This is a genomic window from Microbacterium sp. SORGH_AS_0969, assembly GCF_030818255.1.
Classification (GTDB): domain Bacteria; phylum Actinomycetota; class Actinomycetes; order Actinomycetales; family Microbacteriaceae; genus Microbacterium.
In genome coordinates this window covers 2797578-2817326 of record NZ_JAUTAG010000001.1, presented here as the reverse complement: position 1 = coordinate 2817326, position 19749 = coordinate 2797578, and the positions used below count along the sequence as shown (strand labels likewise).

At 68.8% G+C, this 19749-nt stretch carries 11 protein-coding genes; 6 read left to right on the top strand and 5 right to left on the bottom strand.

The features are described from left to right. The first annotated feature begins 2 nt into the window (after nt 1–2). The 3 genes from QE388_RS13140 (at nt 3) to QE388_RS13130 (ending at nt 4307) form a co-directional block, all read left to right on the top strand. A complete protein-coding gene (locus QE388_RS13140; protein ID WP_307385727.1) occupies nt 3–1574 on the top strand; it encodes a dolichyl-phosphate-mannose--protein mannosyltransferase in 1572 nt (523 codons plus the stop codon). 4 nt (nt 1575–1578) lie between these two features. Further along, entirely contained in the window at nt 1579–2343 is a 765-nt protein-coding gene (locus QE388_RS13135; RefSeq protein WP_307385726.1) for an AAA family ATPase, read from the top strand. Nucleotides 2344–3053: 710 nt separating this feature from the next. Further along, nucleotides 3054–4307, top strand: a complete 1254-nt coding sequence (locus tag QE388_RS13130; RefSeq protein WP_307387138.1) for an ISL3 family transposase — start codon at nt 3054–3056, stop codon at nt 4305–4307. A gap of 82 nt (nt 4308–4389) precedes the next feature. Here QE388_RS13130 and QE388_RS13125 read toward each other — a convergent pair whose 3' ends face one another. The 5 genes from QE388_RS13125 to QE388_RS13105 form a co-directional block, all read right to left on the bottom strand. Beyond that, on the bottom strand, nt 4390–5232 hold the full coding sequence (locus tag QE388_RS13125) for a tetratricopeptide repeat protein (RefSeq protein WP_307385725.1): 843 nt from the start codon (nt 5230–5232) through the stop codon (nt 4390–4392). Further along, nucleotides 5186–11854, bottom strand: coding sequence for a PA14 domain-containing protein (locus QE388_RS13120; protein ID WP_307385724.1), 6669 nt, complete (start codon nt 11852–11854; stop codon nt 5186–5188). The genes QE388_RS13125 and QE388_RS13120 overlap by 47 nt, the downstream gene beginning before the upstream one ends. Nucleotides 11855–12183: 329 nt before the next feature. Further along, nucleotides 12184–14001, bottom strand: coding sequence for a thioredoxin domain-containing protein (locus QE388_RS13115; protein WP_307385723.1), 1818 nt, complete (start codon nt 13999–14001; stop codon nt 12184–12186). 19 nt (nt 14002–14020) lie between these two features. Then, the gene (locus QE388_RS13110; RefSeq protein ID WP_307385722.1) at nt 14021–14857 is read right to left on the bottom strand and encodes an aldo/keto reductase; all 837 of its coding nucleotides are present in this window, start codon (nt 14855–14857) and stop codon (nt 14021–14023) included. A gap of 50 nt (nt 14858–14907) precedes the next feature. After that, nucleotides 14908–16302 (bottom strand): aminotransferase class I/II-fold pyridoxal phosphate-dependent enzyme, encoded by a 1395-nt coding sequence (locus QE388_RS13105; RefSeq protein WP_307385721.1) that lies wholly within the window; start codon nt 16300–16302, stop codon nt 14908–14910. Nucleotides 16303–16418: 116 nt separating this feature from the next. Here QE388_RS13105 and QE388_RS13100 point away from each other — a divergent pair, with 116 nt between their 5' ends. The 3 genes from QE388_RS13100 to QE388_RS13090 are packed head-to-tail and all read left to right on the top strand — an operon-like array spanning nt 16419 to nt 19745. Then, nucleotides 16419–17267, top strand: a complete 849-nt coding sequence (locus QE388_RS13100; protein WP_275799779.1) for a nitrilase-related carbon-nitrogen hydrolase — start codon at nt 16419–16421, stop codon at nt 17265–17267. 1 nt (nt 17268) lies between these two features. Continuing rightward, on the top strand, nt 17269–18705 hold the full coding sequence (hydA, locus tag QE388_RS13095) for a dihydropyrimidinase (RefSeq protein ID WP_307385720.1): 1437 nt from the start codon (nt 17269–17271) through the stop codon (nt 18703–18705). An 11-nt stretch (nt 18706–18716) separates the two neighbouring features. After that, nucleotides 18717–19745: a TIGR03842 family LLM class F420-dependent oxidoreductase gene (locus QE388_RS13090; RefSeq protein ID WP_275799777.1), complete on the top strand. Its 1029-nt coding sequence runs from the start codon at nt 18717–18719 to the stop codon at nt 19743–19745. Nucleotides 19746–19749: the final 4 nt, after the last annotated feature.

The window sequence follows — 19749 nt, the reverse complement described above, 5'->3', positions numbered from 1 at the left end:
GCGTGAGCACCGACCTCTCTCCTCTGCTCCCGCCGGTCGAGCGCACACGCCTCGACCGGTGGCGTGACGCGCTGCTCGCCGACCCGCGCGGCCTGCGCCTCTGGCGTTGGCTGGCGCCCGCCCTTGTCACGCTGATCGCGGCGGTGCTGCGTCTCATCGACATCGGCAACCCGCACCAGCTCGTGTTCGACGAGACCTATTACGTCAAGGACGCGTGGAGCCAGTGGGTGCTCGGCTACCCGTCGACGTGGCCCGACAAGGCCGACGAACGCTTCGCCGCCGGCGACACCGACATCTTCACGGGCATCGGAAGCTACGTGGTGCACCCCCCGCTCGGGCGCATCCTCATCGGCGCCGGCATGGCGCTGTTCGGAGCGGATTCCGCGACGGGCTGGCGCATCGCGGCGGCCGCCTTCGGCACCGCGACGGTGCTGCTGATCTACCTCGTCGCGCGCACGCTCACCCGGTCCATTCCGCTGGCGACCGTGGCATCCGGACTCTTCGCGATCGACGGACTCGGGATCGTGCTGAGCCGGATCGCCCTGCTCGACATCTTCTTGACGTTCTTCATCGTGCTGACGTTCTGGTTCGTCGCCCTCGATCATCGGCGTACGGCCGATCGGTGGGCCGCGCTGTGGGTCGCTCGCGAGGGCGAGGCTCCGATGTGGGGCCCCATCCTCTGGAACCGCCCGTGGCTGATCGCCGCCGGGGCGGCTGCGGGGGCCGCGACGGCCGTGAAGTGGTCTGGTCTGTACGTGCTCGCCGCCGTCGGCATCTACGCCGTGGTCACCGACGCCCTCGCGCGCCGACGCGCCGGGATCGGCCAGTGGCCGATGGATGCCGTGCGCCAGGGCCTCGCCTCGTTCGTGCTGCTCGTGCCCGTGGCCGCCCTCGTCTACCTGTCGAGCTGGTCGGGATGGCTGTTCACCGACGGCGGCTGGATGCGCTCGACGCCGGTGGCGTCCGCCGGCCTCTGGTCGTGGGTGCCCGCGCCCCTGCAGAGCCTGTGGGCCTATCACGAGGCGATGTACAAGTTCCACGTGGGCCTCGTGACCCCGCATGCCTACGCGAGCCCCGCGTGGCAGTGGCCTTTCCTCATCCGCCCCACGTCGATGTACTGGCACCAGGACGACTACGGCGTCAACGGGTGCGGTCTGCCGAGCGGGTGCACGGAAGCGATCTCGAGCCTCGCGAACCCGCTCATCTGGTGGGCCGGGGTCGCGGCATCCGTGTATCTCCTCGTGCGTTTCGTGCTCGTGCGGGACTGGCGATACGCGCTCGTGCTCACGGGCCTCGCCGCCACCTACGTACCGTGGCTGCTATACCCCGAGCGCACGATCTTCCAGTTCTACACGGTGGCGATGCTGCCGTTCCTCGTGCTCGCGCTGGCGTTCGCGCTGCGCGACGTCGCCCGCGGCATGCGCGACGGGTCGAGGGCCGGCGGGCAGGCGTTCGTCGTCGGGTTCCTGGTGCTGTGCGTCGCCCTCTCGGCGTTCTGGTACCCCGTGTGGGCGGGGCTGCCCGTCCCGTACGAGTTCTGGCGCCTGCACAACTGGCTGCGGACCTGGGTCTGACGACGTGACCCGCGGCGACGAGTGGCTGCACGACCCGCGGCCCGTGCAGCGGGTCAAGGTCTTCCGCGACGCCCCGGTCGATCGGGCCGCGTGGCCGGCGACGGTTCCCGCGGTCGCGCAGTTCCTCGAGGTCGCCGAGGGTGAGGGCTGGGAGTTCGGACCGGGCGTGACGTTCCTCGTGGGCGAGAACGGCTCGGGCAAATCGACCCTGATCGAGGGCATCGCCGAGGCCGCGGGGCTCCCCGCCGAGGGCGGGTCGACGAACGGCGGCGGCGAGACGCGGCGCACCGAGAGCCCGCTCGGCGAGTGGCTGCGCGTCGAGCGGAGTCCCCGCGCACCCCGCTGGGGATTCTTCCTGCGCGCCGAGACGATGCACAGCTACTACTCGTGGCGACAGGACCTCGTCGGGGGCGACGCCCTGCGCCTCCACGAGATGAGTCACGGCGAGTCGTTCAACAGCCTCCTCGACGAGGTGCTCGACCACGAGCGCTACGTCGCCGGCCTCGCGTGCCTCGACGAGCCCGAGGCGGCCCTGTCGTTCTCATCGACGCTCCGCTGGCTGGCATCCCTCGACCGCATGCGCTCCCGCGGCACGCAGGTGATCTGCGCGACCCACTCCCCCGTCCTCGCCGCACTGCCGGGCGCGACGATCCTCGAGCTGGGCGAGTGGGGCATCCGCGAGAGCGCCTGGGAAGACCTGGATCTTGTGCGGTTGCACCGCGGGTTTCTGGAGGCGCCGGGGAGGTATCTGCGGCATCTGCTGGAGTGAGGGCGTGCCGGGGGTCGATGGATTCGGAAATGGCCCGCAGAATCGGATCGGTTCAACGCTTTCGTCCGGATCTGGTGCGCTTCTCCGAATCTGCGACGCGCGGAGCAGGCGCTGGTCAGACCCGCCGCGGTCATATGCGAACGTCTTGGTGGACGACGGCACGCCCGGATCGGTGCCCATCTCGATCAGCAGCGCGGAGTCGACCGACTCGGTGAGCTTCTGCGCACCCTGGTGCCACCCCGTCGTCCCGCTCACTGAACCCGCATCGTTCGCCGCGGCCGTACCGACCGCCAGAGTCACCGGATCGAGGGGCTGCCCGAACGGGTCGTACACCTGCACACCCGACGCCGACGCACCATCACCGGTCGTGAGCGTGTGACCCTGCAACGACGGATACGACCACGACGCCGCACCCGAGACGGAAACATCGACCGTCACCCCACCGGGCAGGGTCAAGAACACCGTCGCACCGGCATCCTGCGACACCACCGCCCCGTTGAATGTCAACAGAGCCGTCTTGCCGTTTCTGGGCTCTTCGGACATCCGGTGGGGGTGAGGCTCGCGGGGTGATGGTCGGTGTGTAGGGGTCGAGGTCCCCGAGGATCAGAAGCGCTAACTCTCTGATCGACCCCGAGGACCTCGACGTGCTTCACCCTACTTCGGGGTGCGCTTCGGCGCGCTCTGCTTGCTGTCCGTGTGCCCGCTGCGACCTGCTCGTCGGCCTCCCCGGTGTTCATGTCGAGCACGTCGACCGTCGCGACGGGCTGCTGGTCGTGACGGTCTCGAGCGCCGCCGCGCCTGCCGGGTGTCCGTCGTGCGGTGTCGTCGCGACAGGTCGAGGGCGCCGCCGGCGGGTGCTGCATGACGTGCCCGGAGCGACCCGGGTGCGGATCGTGTGGCGGCAGCGGGTCTGGCGCTGCGACGACGAGAGCTGTCTGCGGAAGACATTCACGGAGCAGCTGCCGCCGCTGGTCGCCCGGCGCGGGTCGATCACGACGCGCGCTATCGGCTGGGCGATCGGGCAGCTGCGTCGCGAACACGCCACGATCGCGGGCCTGGCCCGGCAGCTCGGGACGTCGTGGAAGACGGTGTGGCGGGCCGTCGAACCCGAACTCGTCAAGCTGGCCCTCGATGAGACCCGGTTCGAGAACGTCACCACGCTCGGCGTCGACGAGCACATCTGGCACCATGTCGACCCCCGTAAGCGCGGCCCGAAGGAGTTGACCGGGATGGTCGACCTCACCCGCGACGAGCACGGAAAGACGCGGGCCCGGCTGCTGGATCTCGTCCCGGGCCGGTCGGGGAAGGCGTATGCCTCCTGGCTCGGTGATCGTGGCGACGCGTTCCGGAAGAACGTGCGAGTGGCAGCTCTTGATCCGTTCGCGGGTTACAAGACTGCGATCGACGACAAGCTGCAGGACGCCACCGCGGTGCTCGACGCGTTCCACGTCGTCAAGCTCGGCACCGCCGCCGTCGACGAGGTCCGCCGCCGCGTCCAGCAAGACACTCTCGGGCATCGCGGCCGTAAAGACGACCCGCTCTATGGGATCCAGACCATCCTCCGCGCCGGCGCCGAGAACCTCACCGAGAAACAACGCGCCCGCCTCGTCGCGGCGCTCAACGCTGACCCCGCGCACGAGGAGGTCTTCGTCGCCTGGCAGTGCGCGCAGGAACTCCGCTCCGCCTACCACGCGAAGGACCTGGCCGAGGGGCGACGGATCGCGGAGAAGGTCGTGGACTCATTCCACTCCTGCCCGATTCCCGAGATCGCCAGGCTCGGCCGGACACTTCGCCGCTGGCGGGACGCGTTCCTCGCGTACTTCACCACCAGTCGCGCGAACAACGGCGGCACCGAGGCCATCAACGACATCATCGAGCTACACCGCCGACTCGCCAGAGGCTTCCGCAACCGCGACAACTACCGGCTACGCATGCTCCTCGCCGCCGGCGGACTCACACCATGACCCCCACCGAATGTCCGAAGAGCCGGTAAACCTGAGCCATCGGCTCGCTCGGATAATCGCGAGGCACCCGGCGTCGCCGAAATCACTTTTCGACCTGATCGAACGGCGACACGCGCAAATCTCCCATCTCGCGCGCCAGATGAAAGTTCCGACGAGCTTCTTCCAGCTGGCCGTCGTCGTAGAACAAACAAGCAAGGTTGAAAGCAGAATGCGCATCACCGGATAAGATTCCCTGTCGATACAAATCTGCAGCACGGACCCTGTCGCCCTGTTCCGCGAAGAAATTGCCTGCAAGAACGTGAGCGCCATAAACATCACGATGCGCTGCTTCAGTGATGAGATCCCGATACTCCACCTCGTCTCCAACTCGACGTCGAATATGCGCTAGCGCAATAGCGAGCGAGGGATCAGCGCGCAAACCAATTCTCAGGTGAAGTTGCGCACCCTCGTCAAGCTTCAACTCGTACATCGAGAGTCCGAGGAGACCATGAAGGCGAGGGTCGTCGGGCTCATTCCGCAACGCCGCCTCCAGTACCGGCACCGACTCTTCATACAACCCCATCCAGTTGAGCGCATCACCAAGTGCCCGCACTGCGCTAACCGAGCCGAGGGTCGCGGCCGTCCGAAATATTTCTAGACCCTCTAACTCGCCGGCGGGTTCAGACCAAACGTATGCGCCGAGAAGATACATCGCTGTTGCCGGCCCCTCGGCGGTGCACAGCTCATTAACAAGAGCCTGCGACAGAACGACTCCAGAGGCTGTGACATACGTCACCTGGTCGTTGCCGTCCGTCGCGCGGACTCGACGTAAGAACGCCTCGTAGTCATTCCCGGAAGATATTGTCCTGTTCATACGCTCCCCGCGGAAGATGTTCTGGTCACCAAGCAAATCTCTGGTACGGCGCTCGCCTCGAGAAGTAGCCACTGCTGCGCTTGTTTGCGTTCGGCTTGAAGTTGGGTTTCTGACGACCACCGTGACTTTGAGCGTTCGTGTGCTTATCGGGGGCCTTGCCCTGCTTGTCTGCACCGTGGCCACGCCGATCCGCGTTGCGAGCACTCGTTTTCTTGCGGTGCGCCATCTCCATAATGCCGGTTCTCATCGACGCAACTCCCCGTTGAAAACTCGGCGAAGATGCAATGGCCACGAGGGTCACGACCACCACAACCGCGATCAACGCGGCCCACCCCCAAGGCCCAAAGGCGAGAAGGGGTGCTGCCGCCGCGATAGCGAACTGCCCGCTCAGGTCGTTCTTCCCGATCGGGTCGGTCGGCCAGACGTAGTCGTTGTCGACGCCGCCCTCGACCGGGTCGACCTGCAAGAACCGACCCAACGCCGGCACATACAACCGGGCACCCATCTCGACCAGCAGCGCCGAGTCCACCGACTCCGTCAGCTTCTGCGCACCCTGATGCCACCCCGTCGTCCCATTCACCGCACCCGAGTCATTCGCCGCCGTGGTACCCAACGCCAGGGTGCCCGACTCCAACGGCTGACCGAACGGGTCATACAACTGCACACCCGACGAGGCCGACCCGTCGCCGGTTGTGAGCGTGTGCCCCTGCAGCGACGGATACGACCACGACGCCGCACCCGAAGACGGGACATCGACCGTCACCCCACCGGGAAGCGACAGGAACACCGTCGCTGCGGCATCCCCCGACACCACCGCCCAGGGGCTGTCCCCCGCCCCGGCATACACATACCGCGACGTCACCGCCGGCGCATCACCCGCCGGATCCACCGACCGCGACACCACACGACCCGAACCATCCCGCACCAGCGAGACCTTCGACCCCGCCGCCGTACTCGTTGCGACATGCCGGTTGTCGGCGTCATACGAGATCGACAGATCCGCCAGCCGCGTCGTGTTCCCGCGAGCGTCATACGCGAGCTCACCCGCGCCGAGCCCATCCGACACCGACGACGCTCCCCGCACCGCCCCGGACACACTGCTCGAGAGCAGACGATCCGCCCAGTCGTAGCAATAGTCCGTCGTCGACACGAGAGCCGCAGACGACCCGGGCGCGGTATACCGATCGACGGACCGCGTCCGATTCCCCGAGGCACCGGCCGCGGTGTTCGGACCGCACCCACCCGACGACGCGAACTCATACGACAGCTCATGACCCGGAATCTGCGCCGACACCAAACGCCCCGCCGCGTCATACCCATACGTCGACTCGACGACCCGACCCCCCTGCGAGATCCGCTCCCGCACGACCCGACCCGCCACCGACCGCGTCACCTCGTCGGTGATCGGCGCGGATGCCGGGAACGACCAGGCCTGCGCCCCGATCGAGCCGCGCTTGTCATCCCAGGCCACACCCAGCGATGAACCACCCAGATACGACACCTGCGCAATCCGCTGTTTCGCATCGAACGACGACGCCGCATACACCTGACCGTTGAACGTCACCGTGGTCGTCTTGCCGTCACGGTCGTACGCGAACGCGGTGGTCGACGACGGAACACCCGGTCCCGCGGTCGTCACCCGGAGCACGCGTCCGGTCAGCGACTCGTAGACCGGGGTCGTCACGACGCCCCACACGTCGGTGTACGACACCACGCGACCGAGAAGGTCGGTCCGGGTCGTCGTCGCCGAGGTGCTCGACCCGGGCACGGGCGACCCGGCCACCGTCACCGTCAGACCAGAAGAGGTCGGCGTGTACGTGGTCGTGACCGTGTCGGTCGCGACACCCGCGCCACCCACCGAGACCTCTTTCACCGTGCGACCGCGCGCATCGACCGTGGTACACGACCACGCCTCGTCACCCGTGACACGCGTGCCGGCCGTCCGACCCATGACGTCGTAGACGTACGAGGTCACAATCGCGGGGCCGCTCGCCGGTGTCGGCCCCGTCGATGACTTCAACATCCCGAACTGGCGCGTTCCTGCGGGCACGCCGCAGGTGTCTTCGGTCACTTGCTCCGCGTCGCCGTAGTACGCGCGGGTCGTGCTCTTGGCATCCGTGATCGAACCGGATGCCGCGGCGGCCGGCAGAGCCTTCGACTTCTGGCGGAGCCACCCGGCGCCGTTCACCGTCTCGTGGGTCGCGGTGCTCTGCAGTGCCAGACCGCCCGGGTCGACGGTGCTTTCGGTCACTTGCCCGACCACGGGGTCGGCGTACGTGTTCGCGGTCGTCACCGACGGTGCCGCCGCTCCCACGATGGTCGTGGCGTCGTCGACCGTTCTCGACGTGACGAGTCGGTAGTCGGGTCGGAGCTGCGAGCCGGGCACGATCGCAAACTCTCCGTTCGACGGCGTCGCCCACTTCAGTTGCAGGAAAGCCGAAGAGGTGATGTCGAAGTACTCGATCCGGATACGGCGTACGTCTCCCGCGGCGACGGTGAAAGCGGCACTCGTGCCGTCGGTTCCGGCGGGCGCGCCCCAGCGGTCGATGATGAGCACGTCGTCGAGCCACACCCGCGCGCCATCGTCGCTCGTCGTGCGGAGGCGGTAGGTGCCCGCCTCAGGGAAGGTGATGAGGCCGGTCAACCGCAGCGACCAGTGATCGCTCGACACCCCCGCGATCGGTGCGTTCGTTCCCCAGTCCCGGTCGACAGCCCCTCCGGTGAGGCCCGCGATGCCGAGACTGTAGGCCTCCGGCTTGCCCGAGAGCTTCTCGGTGTTCGAGTAGTACGCGGCCTGCAGACCGTTCAGCCCACCGTCGTACACGGTGCTGCTCGATGCCGGGACGATTCCGCAGCCGCCCGCATCAAGTGGCTGTCCGACGGGCCGCCCGTCGGAGGCGAAACAGGCCGCCGGTGCCGCGCCATACACCGCCACCGGGCGGTCGGTGCGGTCGTACACGCGGGTCGACACGAGCCCCGTGGCATCCGTCGTCCGACGCACGAGGTCCTTCGCCGGGTCCCATTCTTGGCTCGTGGTGACGCCCATCGCGCTCGTGGATGCCGTTTGGCGCCACGCCGCGTCGAAAGTCACGGTCTGCGAGACACCCGGGAGACCCGCGATCGAGACCGTGGTGCGGCCATCACCGTAGGAATAGGTGCGCGACGGCCGCTCCGACGTCGTCACGCCGTCGGGCGCGGGCAGGGTCACCCCCGTGGCCCGCGAACCGTCGTAGGTGATCGAGGTCGTACCCGGGTCGGCGGCACCCGCCGCGACCGGGACGGGAATGCTGTCGTTGGCCGCGGCATCCCGGATCTGGCTCAGCAATCCGCCGGCGCTGTCGTAACCGAAAAGCGTCAGCTCGTCGCCCGGGTCGAGAATTGCCGCAAGCTGACCGTTGCCGTTGTAGAAGAGCCGAGACTCCGAGCCGTCCGGGTACGAGATACGGCACAGCATGTCGACAGGGGCCTTCGCGAACCCCGTGCCCGGCCGTTCGGGGCAGGCGGAGCGGTCACCGGTCTGGTAGGTGAAAGAGACCTTGCGGGTGTACTGGTCGCCGCTCTTCGACACCGGGTCGACCACCTCGATGGCGACGCCGTTGGCGTTCAGGATGCTCTGCGGGGCCGCGGCCTTCCGAACATCTTCGGGAGGCGTGGCCGAGGTCACGCGGCCCTCCTTCGTGAAGTGATAGACGGTGCCGTCCTCATCGGTGAAGACGACCCAGCCGTTGCCGTCGAGCGAGAGAACGCCGTACTCCCCACTCGGGGCGGTGTAGCCGCCCGCGGAGGCCTTCGTGTAGGTGTGGGCCTTGCCCGTCGTGTCGGTGAGGACGACCGAGGCGTCGGTGATCTGCGCGGAGACCCAGTTCGACGACGCCCCCGCCAAGGGAACGGAGGCACCCCAGCCCTGCGGCAGAGTCGTGACCCGCTTGGTGAACCAGTCTGGCGGAATGGTCATACGGGTGGGCGTGGACGCCCCCTCGGGGGTGTACTCGATCCAGAGGTCGACATGGGCGTCGCCCGTCTCTTCGTAGTACTCCACGCGCAGAGGCTTGGCGCCGCCGCTCGCGGTGACGGTGGAGCCCGCCGCAGTGACCCACGCACCGCCCTGCCACCGCTCGAACTGCTGGCGACCGTCGTAGAAGACGCGGATGCCGTCGTCGTGCGATGCGCCGAACCGGATCTCCCGGCCGACCAGCGCCGAGGGCAATGTCAGGAAGCCGGTCCACCGCGCCAGGAAATGGTTGACGGGAAGCGCGTCGGTCGGCGCCCCGAGACCCCAACGGAAGGAGACCGCGGGGTCTGTACGGACGAGAGCCGCGGTCTTGTCGGTGAAGACGTATCCGCTGGGGGCAGAGGGAGCAACGCCGCCGGACCGCGCGTCGAAGTACTCGCCGGTCAACCCGCGATTGGCATCGGCCACCTCTTGCGAGTTGTACGTGAACGACATGCCCATAGCGCCGCCGAGTGTCTGCACCGTCGGAGACGCGAAGGACACATTCACGTTGCCGTTGGCGAGGTTCGTCGTCACCGCGCCGGCTGTGTCATAGGGAGAAGGTCCCGAGGAACCGAGCCTCAAGTCGGTGCGCAGGCGACGGACCCACCCGTTCTCGGTGTTGATGTCTTGGCCGTCATTGGTCGTCACTGTCCACGAGTAGACACCGCCGTCTTGGAGCGTTCCCTGCGGCACCGTCCACGAGGCCACACCATCGGCTGCGGTGATCCACCCCGACGTCACGACCGCACCGGACCGCGCGTCTTGGCCTGTGGCGATCTTGAACTGGTAGGTCATCGCCCCGCCCGTGGCGTCCGTGTCGGAGACAGCACCGACGCGCAGGGTCGGCGTGAGCGTGGTCACCGTGGTCGGCGTTTCGGTCACCGCACTGCCGGGCGTCGCGGTCGCGGCGTCCGGCAACGGAACGGCGTTCGTCGTGAAGGTGTATGTCGGTGATTGGCGATAGGTCGATTGCCCCCAGAGCCCATTGAGGTCGTCGACCAGCGAGACCCTCCAGTAGTACGGTGTGCCGGTCCGCAGGAGACCCGCAGGCACTTGGTATTGCTGACCGCTCTCCCAGTTGCGCGCGGCGATGATGTTCGTCATCCCGGGGTCGGTGGCGAGCTCGAACGCATACTGCTGCGGCCGCCCGCCGGGGTTCGTCGATGAGACCCCGAGGATCGGTGCCAGGCCGATTCCCGTCCACCCGTCTCCGACTCGCGTACCCCACACCGACGGGTAATCCCACGACTCGACCCAAAGGTCGGACTGCACACGCTTGAAGGAGTACGACGACCCCTCCCAGCCGCCGATCATGAACGCCGGGCGGTCACCGATTCGAAGGTTGCTCGCCAGGCGCGCGGCGACACCGTCACCCTCGACATCGGCCCAGCCCGTGGAAAGGTTGTAGTTGCCGAGGTGCGACCCCATCCCGTTGTACGAGAAGCTGCTGGCGTGCTGCACCCACCCCGTCTGCATCGACGTGGTGCCCTGGTTGTCGTATCCGACACCGATGTTCGCCGCCGCGATGAACTTCCCCGGAATCGCCCCGTAGTCGAATGCGACCACCGATCGCCAGAAGCGGTTTCGCCCGCCCTCGCGGGTGTTTCCGACCATCTGGCTGCCTCGCCACACCGTTCCGTCCGATTTGTAAGCCGACGCACCGTTCGGCGTCATCACCGTGGGGTCGATACGGACCGGGTACACGCGGGCGGGATCGCTCAACCACGTCCGATCTGCGCGGAGCGTGTACCGCCACGATCCGTCACTCGCCTGCCAGAGCGAGACTTTGAGCGCCGTCCCCGCGCTCTCGCGCTCGCCCTCGGCCCCGCTCGAGTCGGTGGCGATGGGGGTCGGGATCATCAGCACCTCGACTCCGGCCTCATCGGTGAAGATCACCGAGTCCGCCTCGCCGAGGGCGGGAGTCAACGAGCCCGCGTCGATCCGCCAGGTCCACGAGGAGCGCTTCGTCGGCGTGGCGTCCAGAACGAGAGACTCTTTGACCGCCCCCGGTTCCACGCGGTACTCGAGGTCGGCACTTCCGAAGACGTCCTGGTAGGTGAGTTCCTCCCAGTCGTCCCACCACCAGAACGGGGCGGCGAGTTCGCCCGACTCCGCGCCGAGGAGCGCGAACGACACGTCGTGCCCGTCGCGCGAGACCTCCACGGACGGGGCGTCGTCGCGCCCGCCACGGAAAACCGGATCGAGAGGGTGGTTCCGCACCGTCCAGTCGTCACCATCCCGCGAGACGGACGTGTTGACATCGACCCACTCGCCGTTGTCGTCCCGCGCACGCTCGGGCTCGGACGACACACGTGTGACGGTCGACCCGGAGGCGTTCGTGTACCGCGTGACATCTTCGGACTCGTCGACGCGGCGCAGGCCAGACGTGTCGACAGAGCGCTTCTCCCACTCGGCCACGGCGTCCGAGACGGGCGGCGGCGTCACATCCGGGATGACCTCGGTGCTGTCGCGGGGCAGCGTCTTGTCGGAGGGGATCGCGAAAGACCCCTCGGGCAGCTGAGGGGCGGCGGTGGCCTCATCGGTTGAGGGGAGAGCAGGAGCGTTCTCGCTCGGCACCTCCTCGGGACGGAGAGTCGCCGGCGCGACCGCCATCGCCGCATGCAGTGGGACGGCCACGCCGATCACCAGGGAGACCGTGGCCAGCACGGAGACCAGCCAGAAACGAGAAGAGAAGCGCATGCCCACCCCGCGGAGACCGCCCGACGTGGCGGAGAACGTCGCCTGCCGACTCAGGCTCCGCTGAGGTTAGGCATCAGGTTTTCCCAGGTTCCGCGGTGCTCCGCGTCGTTCCGCGGCGCGCGGAGGGCATTTTCACCCGCGGGCGGGGCGGGCGGCATCCGGTGTTCGCCCGCGTGGCTCGACAGTCCGTGGCGGCGCTGCGCGCGAGCCGGGCGGCATCCGGTGTTCGCCCTCGTGGCTCGACAGTCCGTGGCGGCGCTGCGCGCGAGCCGGGCGGCGCGGCGCATATGCCCGGAGCACTCGCCGGATCTACGTCGCGCAGGGCAAGGTCACACCAACTGCGCCGCATCCGTCGTCGGCAGCGCGCACGTGAACGCGCGGCAGTCGTAGGCCGTCGCCTCGCCGCCGAGCGCGGTCTTCCCCTCGAAGAGCGCGAAGCCCGCCTCGGCGAACGCCGCGGCCTGTTCCGGTGCGACCACCGCGACCACGTCGGCGGCGACCCGTCGCGCGGCGTCGGCGATCTCGGCATCCGCCTCTCCGACGACGACCACCTGACGCGGGGCGGATGCCAGTCCCACGGCCACCTCGAGGATCGCGCCGTGCGCGAGCGGCGTCGCCAACGCGCCGTCCGCCGCCGCGCGGACGAGCGTCTCGGCGGCGGTCCGGTACCGCTCCCCCGCACCGAGACGCCAGAGATCGAGGGCGGCTGCCGCGAAGACTGACGGCCCCGAGGGCGAGGCGCCGTCGCTCGGGACGCCGTGCGGTTGCATCCCCTGCGCGAGAAGCACCGGGTCTCCCCCACCGGGAGGATGGATGCCGTCGTCGCCGAGGCACGCGTCGATCAGGGCACGCGCCCGGGAGGCGTAGGCCACTTCGCCCGTCGCCCGCGCGAGGGCGAGCAGACCGCGGGCGAGTCCGCCGTAGTCCTCGAGTGTTGCGGGGGCGGCGGAGCGGATCTCGTCGAGAGAGGCGCGGCGGAGGGTGCCGTCGTCGGCGACGTTGCTCTCGAGCACGGCGTCGGCAGCCCAGCGCGCGGCCTCGAGGAACCGCGGGTCGGTGCGTGTTCCGGCGGCGGCCAGCGCGGCGATCGCGTGGCCGTTCCAGCCGGTGACCACTTTGGCGTCGAGGGCGGGCGGCTGCAGCGCCGAGCGGTCGGCGACCCGGTAGTACCCGCCTTCCGAGCGTTTGCCGTCGATGATGGACTCGGAGTCCTGTGCCGCGGCGATCCCGCCGGACGGCAGCTGCAGAACGTCGACCAGGAATCGCGCGGCATCCGTCGCCGTCGCCTCGTCGGACGCGGCGAGCGCGACCTCGACGAGACCGGCGTTGTCGGTGAGCATGCGCTCGTAGTGCGGCACGCTCCAGTCCCGGCGGGTCGCGTAGCGGAAGAAACCGCCCTCGACAGTGTCGTGCAGATCGGATGCCGCCATGGCGGCGAGGGCACGGGATGCCACGGCTGCGGCATCCGGCACCTCGGACGCGAGCGCGGGGTGCTGCAGGAACCTCAGCACGGGGGTGTTGGGAAACTTCGGGGTCTCGAACGCAGGACCCGCCGCGAAGCCGGCGTACTCGCGGTCCTCACGGGCGGCCACGGTGCGTGCGGCGGCGGCGAGCTGTTCGAGGGTGGGCGGCGCGTCTGCCGGAGCGGTGGCCGCAGCGGCCAGAGCGTCGCGGAGCGAGGAGCCGGTGGCATCCACGTCGCTCCGCCGTTCGGTCCACGCCTCGCGGACCGCGGCGAGGACCTGACGGAACGACGGCTGCGGGGGCCGGGGCACGGGCGGGAAGTACGTGCCCGCGTAGAAGACGCGACCCTCGGGGCTCACGAACACCGTCAGCGGCCACCCGAGGTGCGGGGTGAAGGCGGAGGCGGCGTCGAGGTAGGCGGCATCCACATCGGGGTGCTCCTCGCGGTCGACCTTGATCGACACGAAGCCGTCGTTGAGGAGGGCGGCGGTCTCGGCATCCTCGAACGACTCCCGCGCCATGACGTGGCACCAGTGACAGGTGCTGTAGCCGATCGAGACCATCACGGGGACGTCTCTCTCGGCCGCGAGCGCGAACGCCTCGGGCCCCCACGGGAACCACGCGACGGGATTGTCGGCGTGGGCCCGCAGGTAGGGGCTCGAGGCGTTCGCGAGGCGGTTCATACGCGCGGGGCGCCCGCGGTCAGTTCAGGTCGTCGGGGTGCGTGCCCACGCGGCCCGAGCCGTCGCCCGGGTCGATGGCGTCGATCGCGGCCATCTCGTCGGCGGTGAGCTCGAAGTCGAAAAGGTCGAAGTTCTCCTCGAGGCGCTCGCGGCGCACCGACTTCGGGAACACGATGAAGCCGTGCTGGATGTGCCAGCGCAGTACGGCCTGGGCGGGGCTCTTGCCGTGGGCTTCGGCGGCATCCTTCACCGCGGGGATCTCGAACAGGTCGTACTTGCCCTGGCCGAGCGGCCCCCACGACTCGATGTGCATGTCGTGCTCCTGACCCCACGCCGCGATCTCGCGCTGGCTGAGGGCGGGGTGCAGCTCGATCTGGTCGACCACGGGGGTCACGCCCGTCTCGGCGACGATGCGCTCGAGGTGCGGCACGAGGAAGTTCGAGACGCCGATCGAGCGGGCCTTGCCGGCGTCGCGGATCTCGATCATCTTCTGCCACGCGTGGACGTAGTTGTCGTTCTTCGGCGTCGGCCAGTGGATCAGGTACAGGTCGACGGCGTCGAGCTGCAGCTTCTGCAGGCTCTCGTCGATCGCGGCGAGCGGCTCGTCGCCGTCGTGCCGGTCGTTCCAGAGCTTGGTCGTGACGAAGAGCTCGTCGCGCGGGATGCCGCTCGCGGCGATCGCGCGGCCGACACCCTCTTCGTTCTTGTAGATCGCGGCGGTGTCGATGTGGCGGTAGCCGACCTCGAGAGCCTCGGACACGGCGCGCTCGGCGTCGTCGGCGGGCACGAGGAACACGCCGTAGCCGAGCTGGGGGATGGAGTTTCCGTCGTTGAGTTGCACAGAAGGAACGGTCATGCGTTCAACCCTAGAAGTCCCCACCGACATCGACTCCGGGGTTGACGCGTCTACGCCAGCGGTGCGGCCGAGGCCGCGCGGGCGAGCGCCTCGGCGACGAGCCGGACGTTCTCGACGACCGATCCGGCCGTCACCCGCACACGGTCCCCACCCGACGGCGAGGTGTCGGGGTCGACGACGAACGGAGACCCGGCGGCGATGCCGATCCCCTCGGCAGCCGCGTGCACGAGCGCGGCACGTTCGTCGCGGACCGGCATCCAGAGGTTGATGCCGTCGGGGTCGCCGACGTCGATGCCGAGGCGGCGGAGGGCTGTGGCCAGACGGTCGAGACGGTCGCGATAGATCAGGCGCGCTGTGCGCACCGGCGCGGTGGAGCGCGGATCGGTGAGGAGCTCGAACAGCACCGACTGCAGGAGCCGCGACGTCCAGCCGGGGCCGAGCATGCGTCGGCGCACGATCCGGTCGACGATCGCCGACGGACCGCCGAGGGCCGCGATGCGCAGGTCCGGGCCGTGGGACTTCGAGAACCCACGCACGTGGACGACCTGAGCCGGAAGCCACAGCGCGAGGGTCACCGGCGGCGCGCTCGCGATGAGGGCGGAGTGGTCGTCTTCGATCACCGTGACCCGGGTGCCGCCGGGGACGCTCAGGAGCACGTTCGCGAGTCGACGTGCGCGCTCGGACGACATCGACACTCCGGTCGGATTCTGCGCGCGCGGCTGGAGCAGGACGGCCGAGGGTCCGAGCGCGAGAGCACGGGCGAGGGATGCCGGAATCACACCGTCGGCGTCGGACTCGAGCGTCACCGGCACCGCGCCGGCGGCCTCGATCAGGTCGAAGAAGTAGGGGAACCCGGGCGACTCGACCGCGACGCGGTCGCCGAAGCGCACCACCTGATCGAGCGTGCGCGAGATGCCGTCCAGGGCGCCGTCGACGACGGTGAGCTCCTCGACGCCACGCACGGGCCACTGCTCGCGGAGAACGTCGTAGAGGTCGGGGAGCACCGGGAGGTCGTGGTACCGCCCGGTGTCGGCGCGCGGGCGAGCGAGGGCGAGCGCGCGCTCGATGGAGGGAAGCATCGCGGGGTCCGGAGTGCCGAGCGAGAGGTCGAGGCGCAACGCTGCGACGTCGCGCCCGGCCCCGAGGCCCCGCGGCGCACCGGGGACGCGGGCGGCCGACATCCCCTGCACTCGGGGGCTCAGCCACTCCCGCCGTTCGGCGCGGACGAACGTCCCGGCACGGCCGCGCGAGAACACGACTCCCGCGTCGGCAAGCGCCCGCCATGCCGACGCGACGGTTCCCGTCGACACCCCGAGGGCGGCGGCGACGTCGCGGACCGTGGGCAGTCGTTCCCCCGGTGCGAGCGTCCCGTCGCTCACGAGCCTCGCGATCTCGGCGGCCAGGCCGGCCGACGTGCGCTCGACGAAGGAGTCGGGCGGGATCATGGGCCCCCAATTTACGGCGGTGTCACTCGTGGAAATCGTGGAGAAATGTTCAGGCGCGACAGTAACAGAACACGACACGACCGCACAGACGGACGGTCGAGAGCGAGGAGGACCCGATGACGACGGTGCGAGCGGCCATCACGCAGACGACGTGGACCGGCGACAAGGCATCGATGCTGGACAAGCACGAGCAGTTCGCGAGGGATGCCGCGGCGCAGGGCGCCGAGGTCGTGTGCTTCCAGGAGCTGTTCTACGGCCCCTACTTCGGCATCACGCAGGACCAGAAGTACTACCGCTACGCGGAGCCCGTCGACGGCCCGATCGTGCAGCGCTTCGCCGCCCTGGCGAAGGAGCTCGGGCTCGTCTCCGTGCTTCCGATCTACGAGGAGGCGCAGACCGGCGTCTACTACAACACCTCCGTGCTCGTCGACGCCGACGGCACCGTGCTCGGCAGCTACCGCAAGAACCACATCCCGCACCTCGACAAGTTCTGGGAGAAGTTCTACTTCCGCCCGGGCAACCTCGGCTACCCCGTCTTCGAGACCGCCGTCGGCAAGGTCGGGATGTACATCTGCTACGACCGGCACTTCCCCGAGGGATGGCGGGAGCTCGGCCTGAACGGCGCGCACATGGTGTTCAACCCCAACGCGACCAAGCCGGGCCTGTCGAACCGCCTGTGGGAGGTCGAGGGGCCGTGCGCCGCCGTCGCCAACGGCTACTTCGTGCTGCAGCCGAACCGCGTCGGCCGCGAGGACAACGAGTACGGCGAGGATGCGGTCACCTTCTACGGCACGAGCCAGGTCATCGACCCGCGTGGCAACCACGTAGGCGCCGTCGGCTCCTCCGAGCACGAGGAGGTGCTCATCCGCGACCTCGACATGGACCTCGTGCAGCAGATGCGCGACGACTGGCAGTTCTACCGCGACCGCCGGCCCGACACCTACGGCGAGATCGTGGAGGCCTGAGATGGCGACCACCCTCATCACGGGCGGCACCGTCGTCTCGGCGACGGGGCGCAGCGCCGCCGACGTGCTGCTGGACGGCGAGACGATCGCCGCCGTCCTCGCCCCCGGCTCCACCCTGCTCGGCCATGACCTCGCGGCATCCGTCGACACCGTCATCGACGCGACCGGGAAGTACGTCATCCCGGGCGGCATCGACGCGCACACCCACATGCAGCTGCCCTTCGGCGGCACGAGCGCCTCGGACACGTTCGAGACCGGCACCCGCGCCGCAGCCTGGGGCGGCACGACGACGATCGTCGACTTCGCGGTGCAGCGCGCCGGCGAGCGCGTGCAGGACGGTCTCGCACACTGGCACGAGCTCGCCGCGGGGAACTGCGCGATCGACTACGGCTTCCACCAGATCGTCGGAGGGGTGGATGCCGACTCCCTGGCCGCTCTTCCCGGCTTGATCGACGAGGGCATCTCGAGCTTCAAGATGTTCATGGCGTACCCGGGTGTCTTCTACGCGGACGACGCGCAGATCCTCCGGGCGATGCAGGTCGCCGCCGACACGGGGCTGCTCACGATGATGCACGCGGAGAACGGGCCCGTCATCGACGTGCTCGCCGAGCAGCTGATCGAGAAGGGCAAGACCTCGCCGTACTTTCACGGCGTCGCGCGCGCGTGGCAGATGGAAGAGGAGGCCACGCACCGCGCGATCATGCTCTCGAACCTCACCGGCGCGCCGCTGTACGTCGTGCACGTGAGCGCGAAGCAGGCGGTGGAGCAGCTCGCGTGGGCGCGCGACAACGGACAGAACGTGTTCGGTGAGACCTGCCCGCAGTACCTGTACCTCTCTCTCGAAGACCAGCTCGGCGCCTCGAGCGAGGAGTGGGGCGACTTCGAGGGCGCCAAGTGGGTGTGCTCCACTCCCCTGCGTTCGAAGCACGAGGGGCACCAGCACCACATGTGGCAGGCGCTGCGCACCAATGACATCCAGATGGTCTCCACCGACCACTGCCCGTTCTGCATGAAGGACCAGAAGACCCTCGGGCAGGGCGACTTCCGCGCGATCCCCAACGGCATCGGCTCGGTCGAACACCGCATGGACCTCATGTACCAGGGCGTCGTCACCGGTCAGATCAGCCTCGAGCGATGGGTGGAGTTGACCAGCACGACGCCGGCGCGCATGTTCGGCATGTACGGCAAGAAGGGCGTGATCGCCCCGGGAGCGGATGCCGACATCGTCGTCTACGACCCGGCCGGGCACACGTCCATCGGCGTGGGCAAGACCCACCACATGAACATGGACCACTCCGCGTGGGAGGGCTACGAGATCGACGGGCACGTCGACACCGTCATCTCGCGCGGCAAGGTCGTCGTCGACGACGGCGCGTACATCGGCGCCAAGGGCGACGGGCGCTTCGTCAAGCGCGGCCTGAGCCAGTACCTGGTCTGAGAGGAGAACCCATGGATTTCGGCGTCGTCCTCCAGACCAACCCGCCCGCTGCCCGCACGATCCAGCTCTCGCAGCTCGCCGAGGCGCACGGCTTCAGCCATGTCTGGACCTTCGACTCGCACCTGCTGTGGGAGGAGCCGTACGTCGTGCACTCGGCGATTCTCGCGGCCACACGCCGCGTGACGGTCGGCCCGTTCGTGACGAACCCCGCGACCCGCGACTGGACCGTCACGGCGTCCACCTTCGCCACCCTCAACGAGATGTACGGCAATCGCACGATCTGCGGCATCGGCCGCGGAGACTCGGCCGTGCGCGTGACGAACGGGCGCCCCACGACGCTGAAGGCGCTGCGGGAGTCGATCCACGTCATCCGCGAGCTCGGCAACTCCCGGGCCGTGGAGTACAACGGCGCGACCCTGCAATTCCCGTGGAGCCGCGGGTCGAAGCTCGACGTGTGGGTCGCCGCCTACGGGCCTCTCGCGCTGAAGCTCACCGGAGAGGTCGGCGACGGCTTCATCCTGCAGCTGGCCGACCTCGACATCGCCGAGTGGATGATCAAGACGGTCCGCCAGGCCGCCGAGAACGTCGGCCGCGACCCCGACGAGATCGCGTTCTGCGTCGCCGCCCCGATGTACATCGGCGACGACACCCCCGAGTCGCGCGCGCACATGATCGAGCAGTGCCGATGGTTCGGCGGCATGGTCGGCAACCACGTCGCCGACATCGTCGCGAAGTACGGCGACGGCTCCGATGTGCCCGCGGCCCTCACCGACTACATCGCCGGGCGCACCGGGTACGACTACAACTCGCACGGCAAGAGCGACAACGACCACGTCGACTTCGTGCCCGACGAGATCGTCGAGCGCTTCTGCGTGCTCGGGACGGCCGAGGAGCACATCGCCAAGCTCGAGAAGCTTCGCGCCCTCGGCGTGACGCAGTTCGCCGGCTACCTCCAGCACGACAACAAGGAGGAGACGATGCGGGTGTACGGCGAGACCGTGATCCCGGCCCTGTCCGAGCACGTCACGGCGAAGCGGTGAGCGC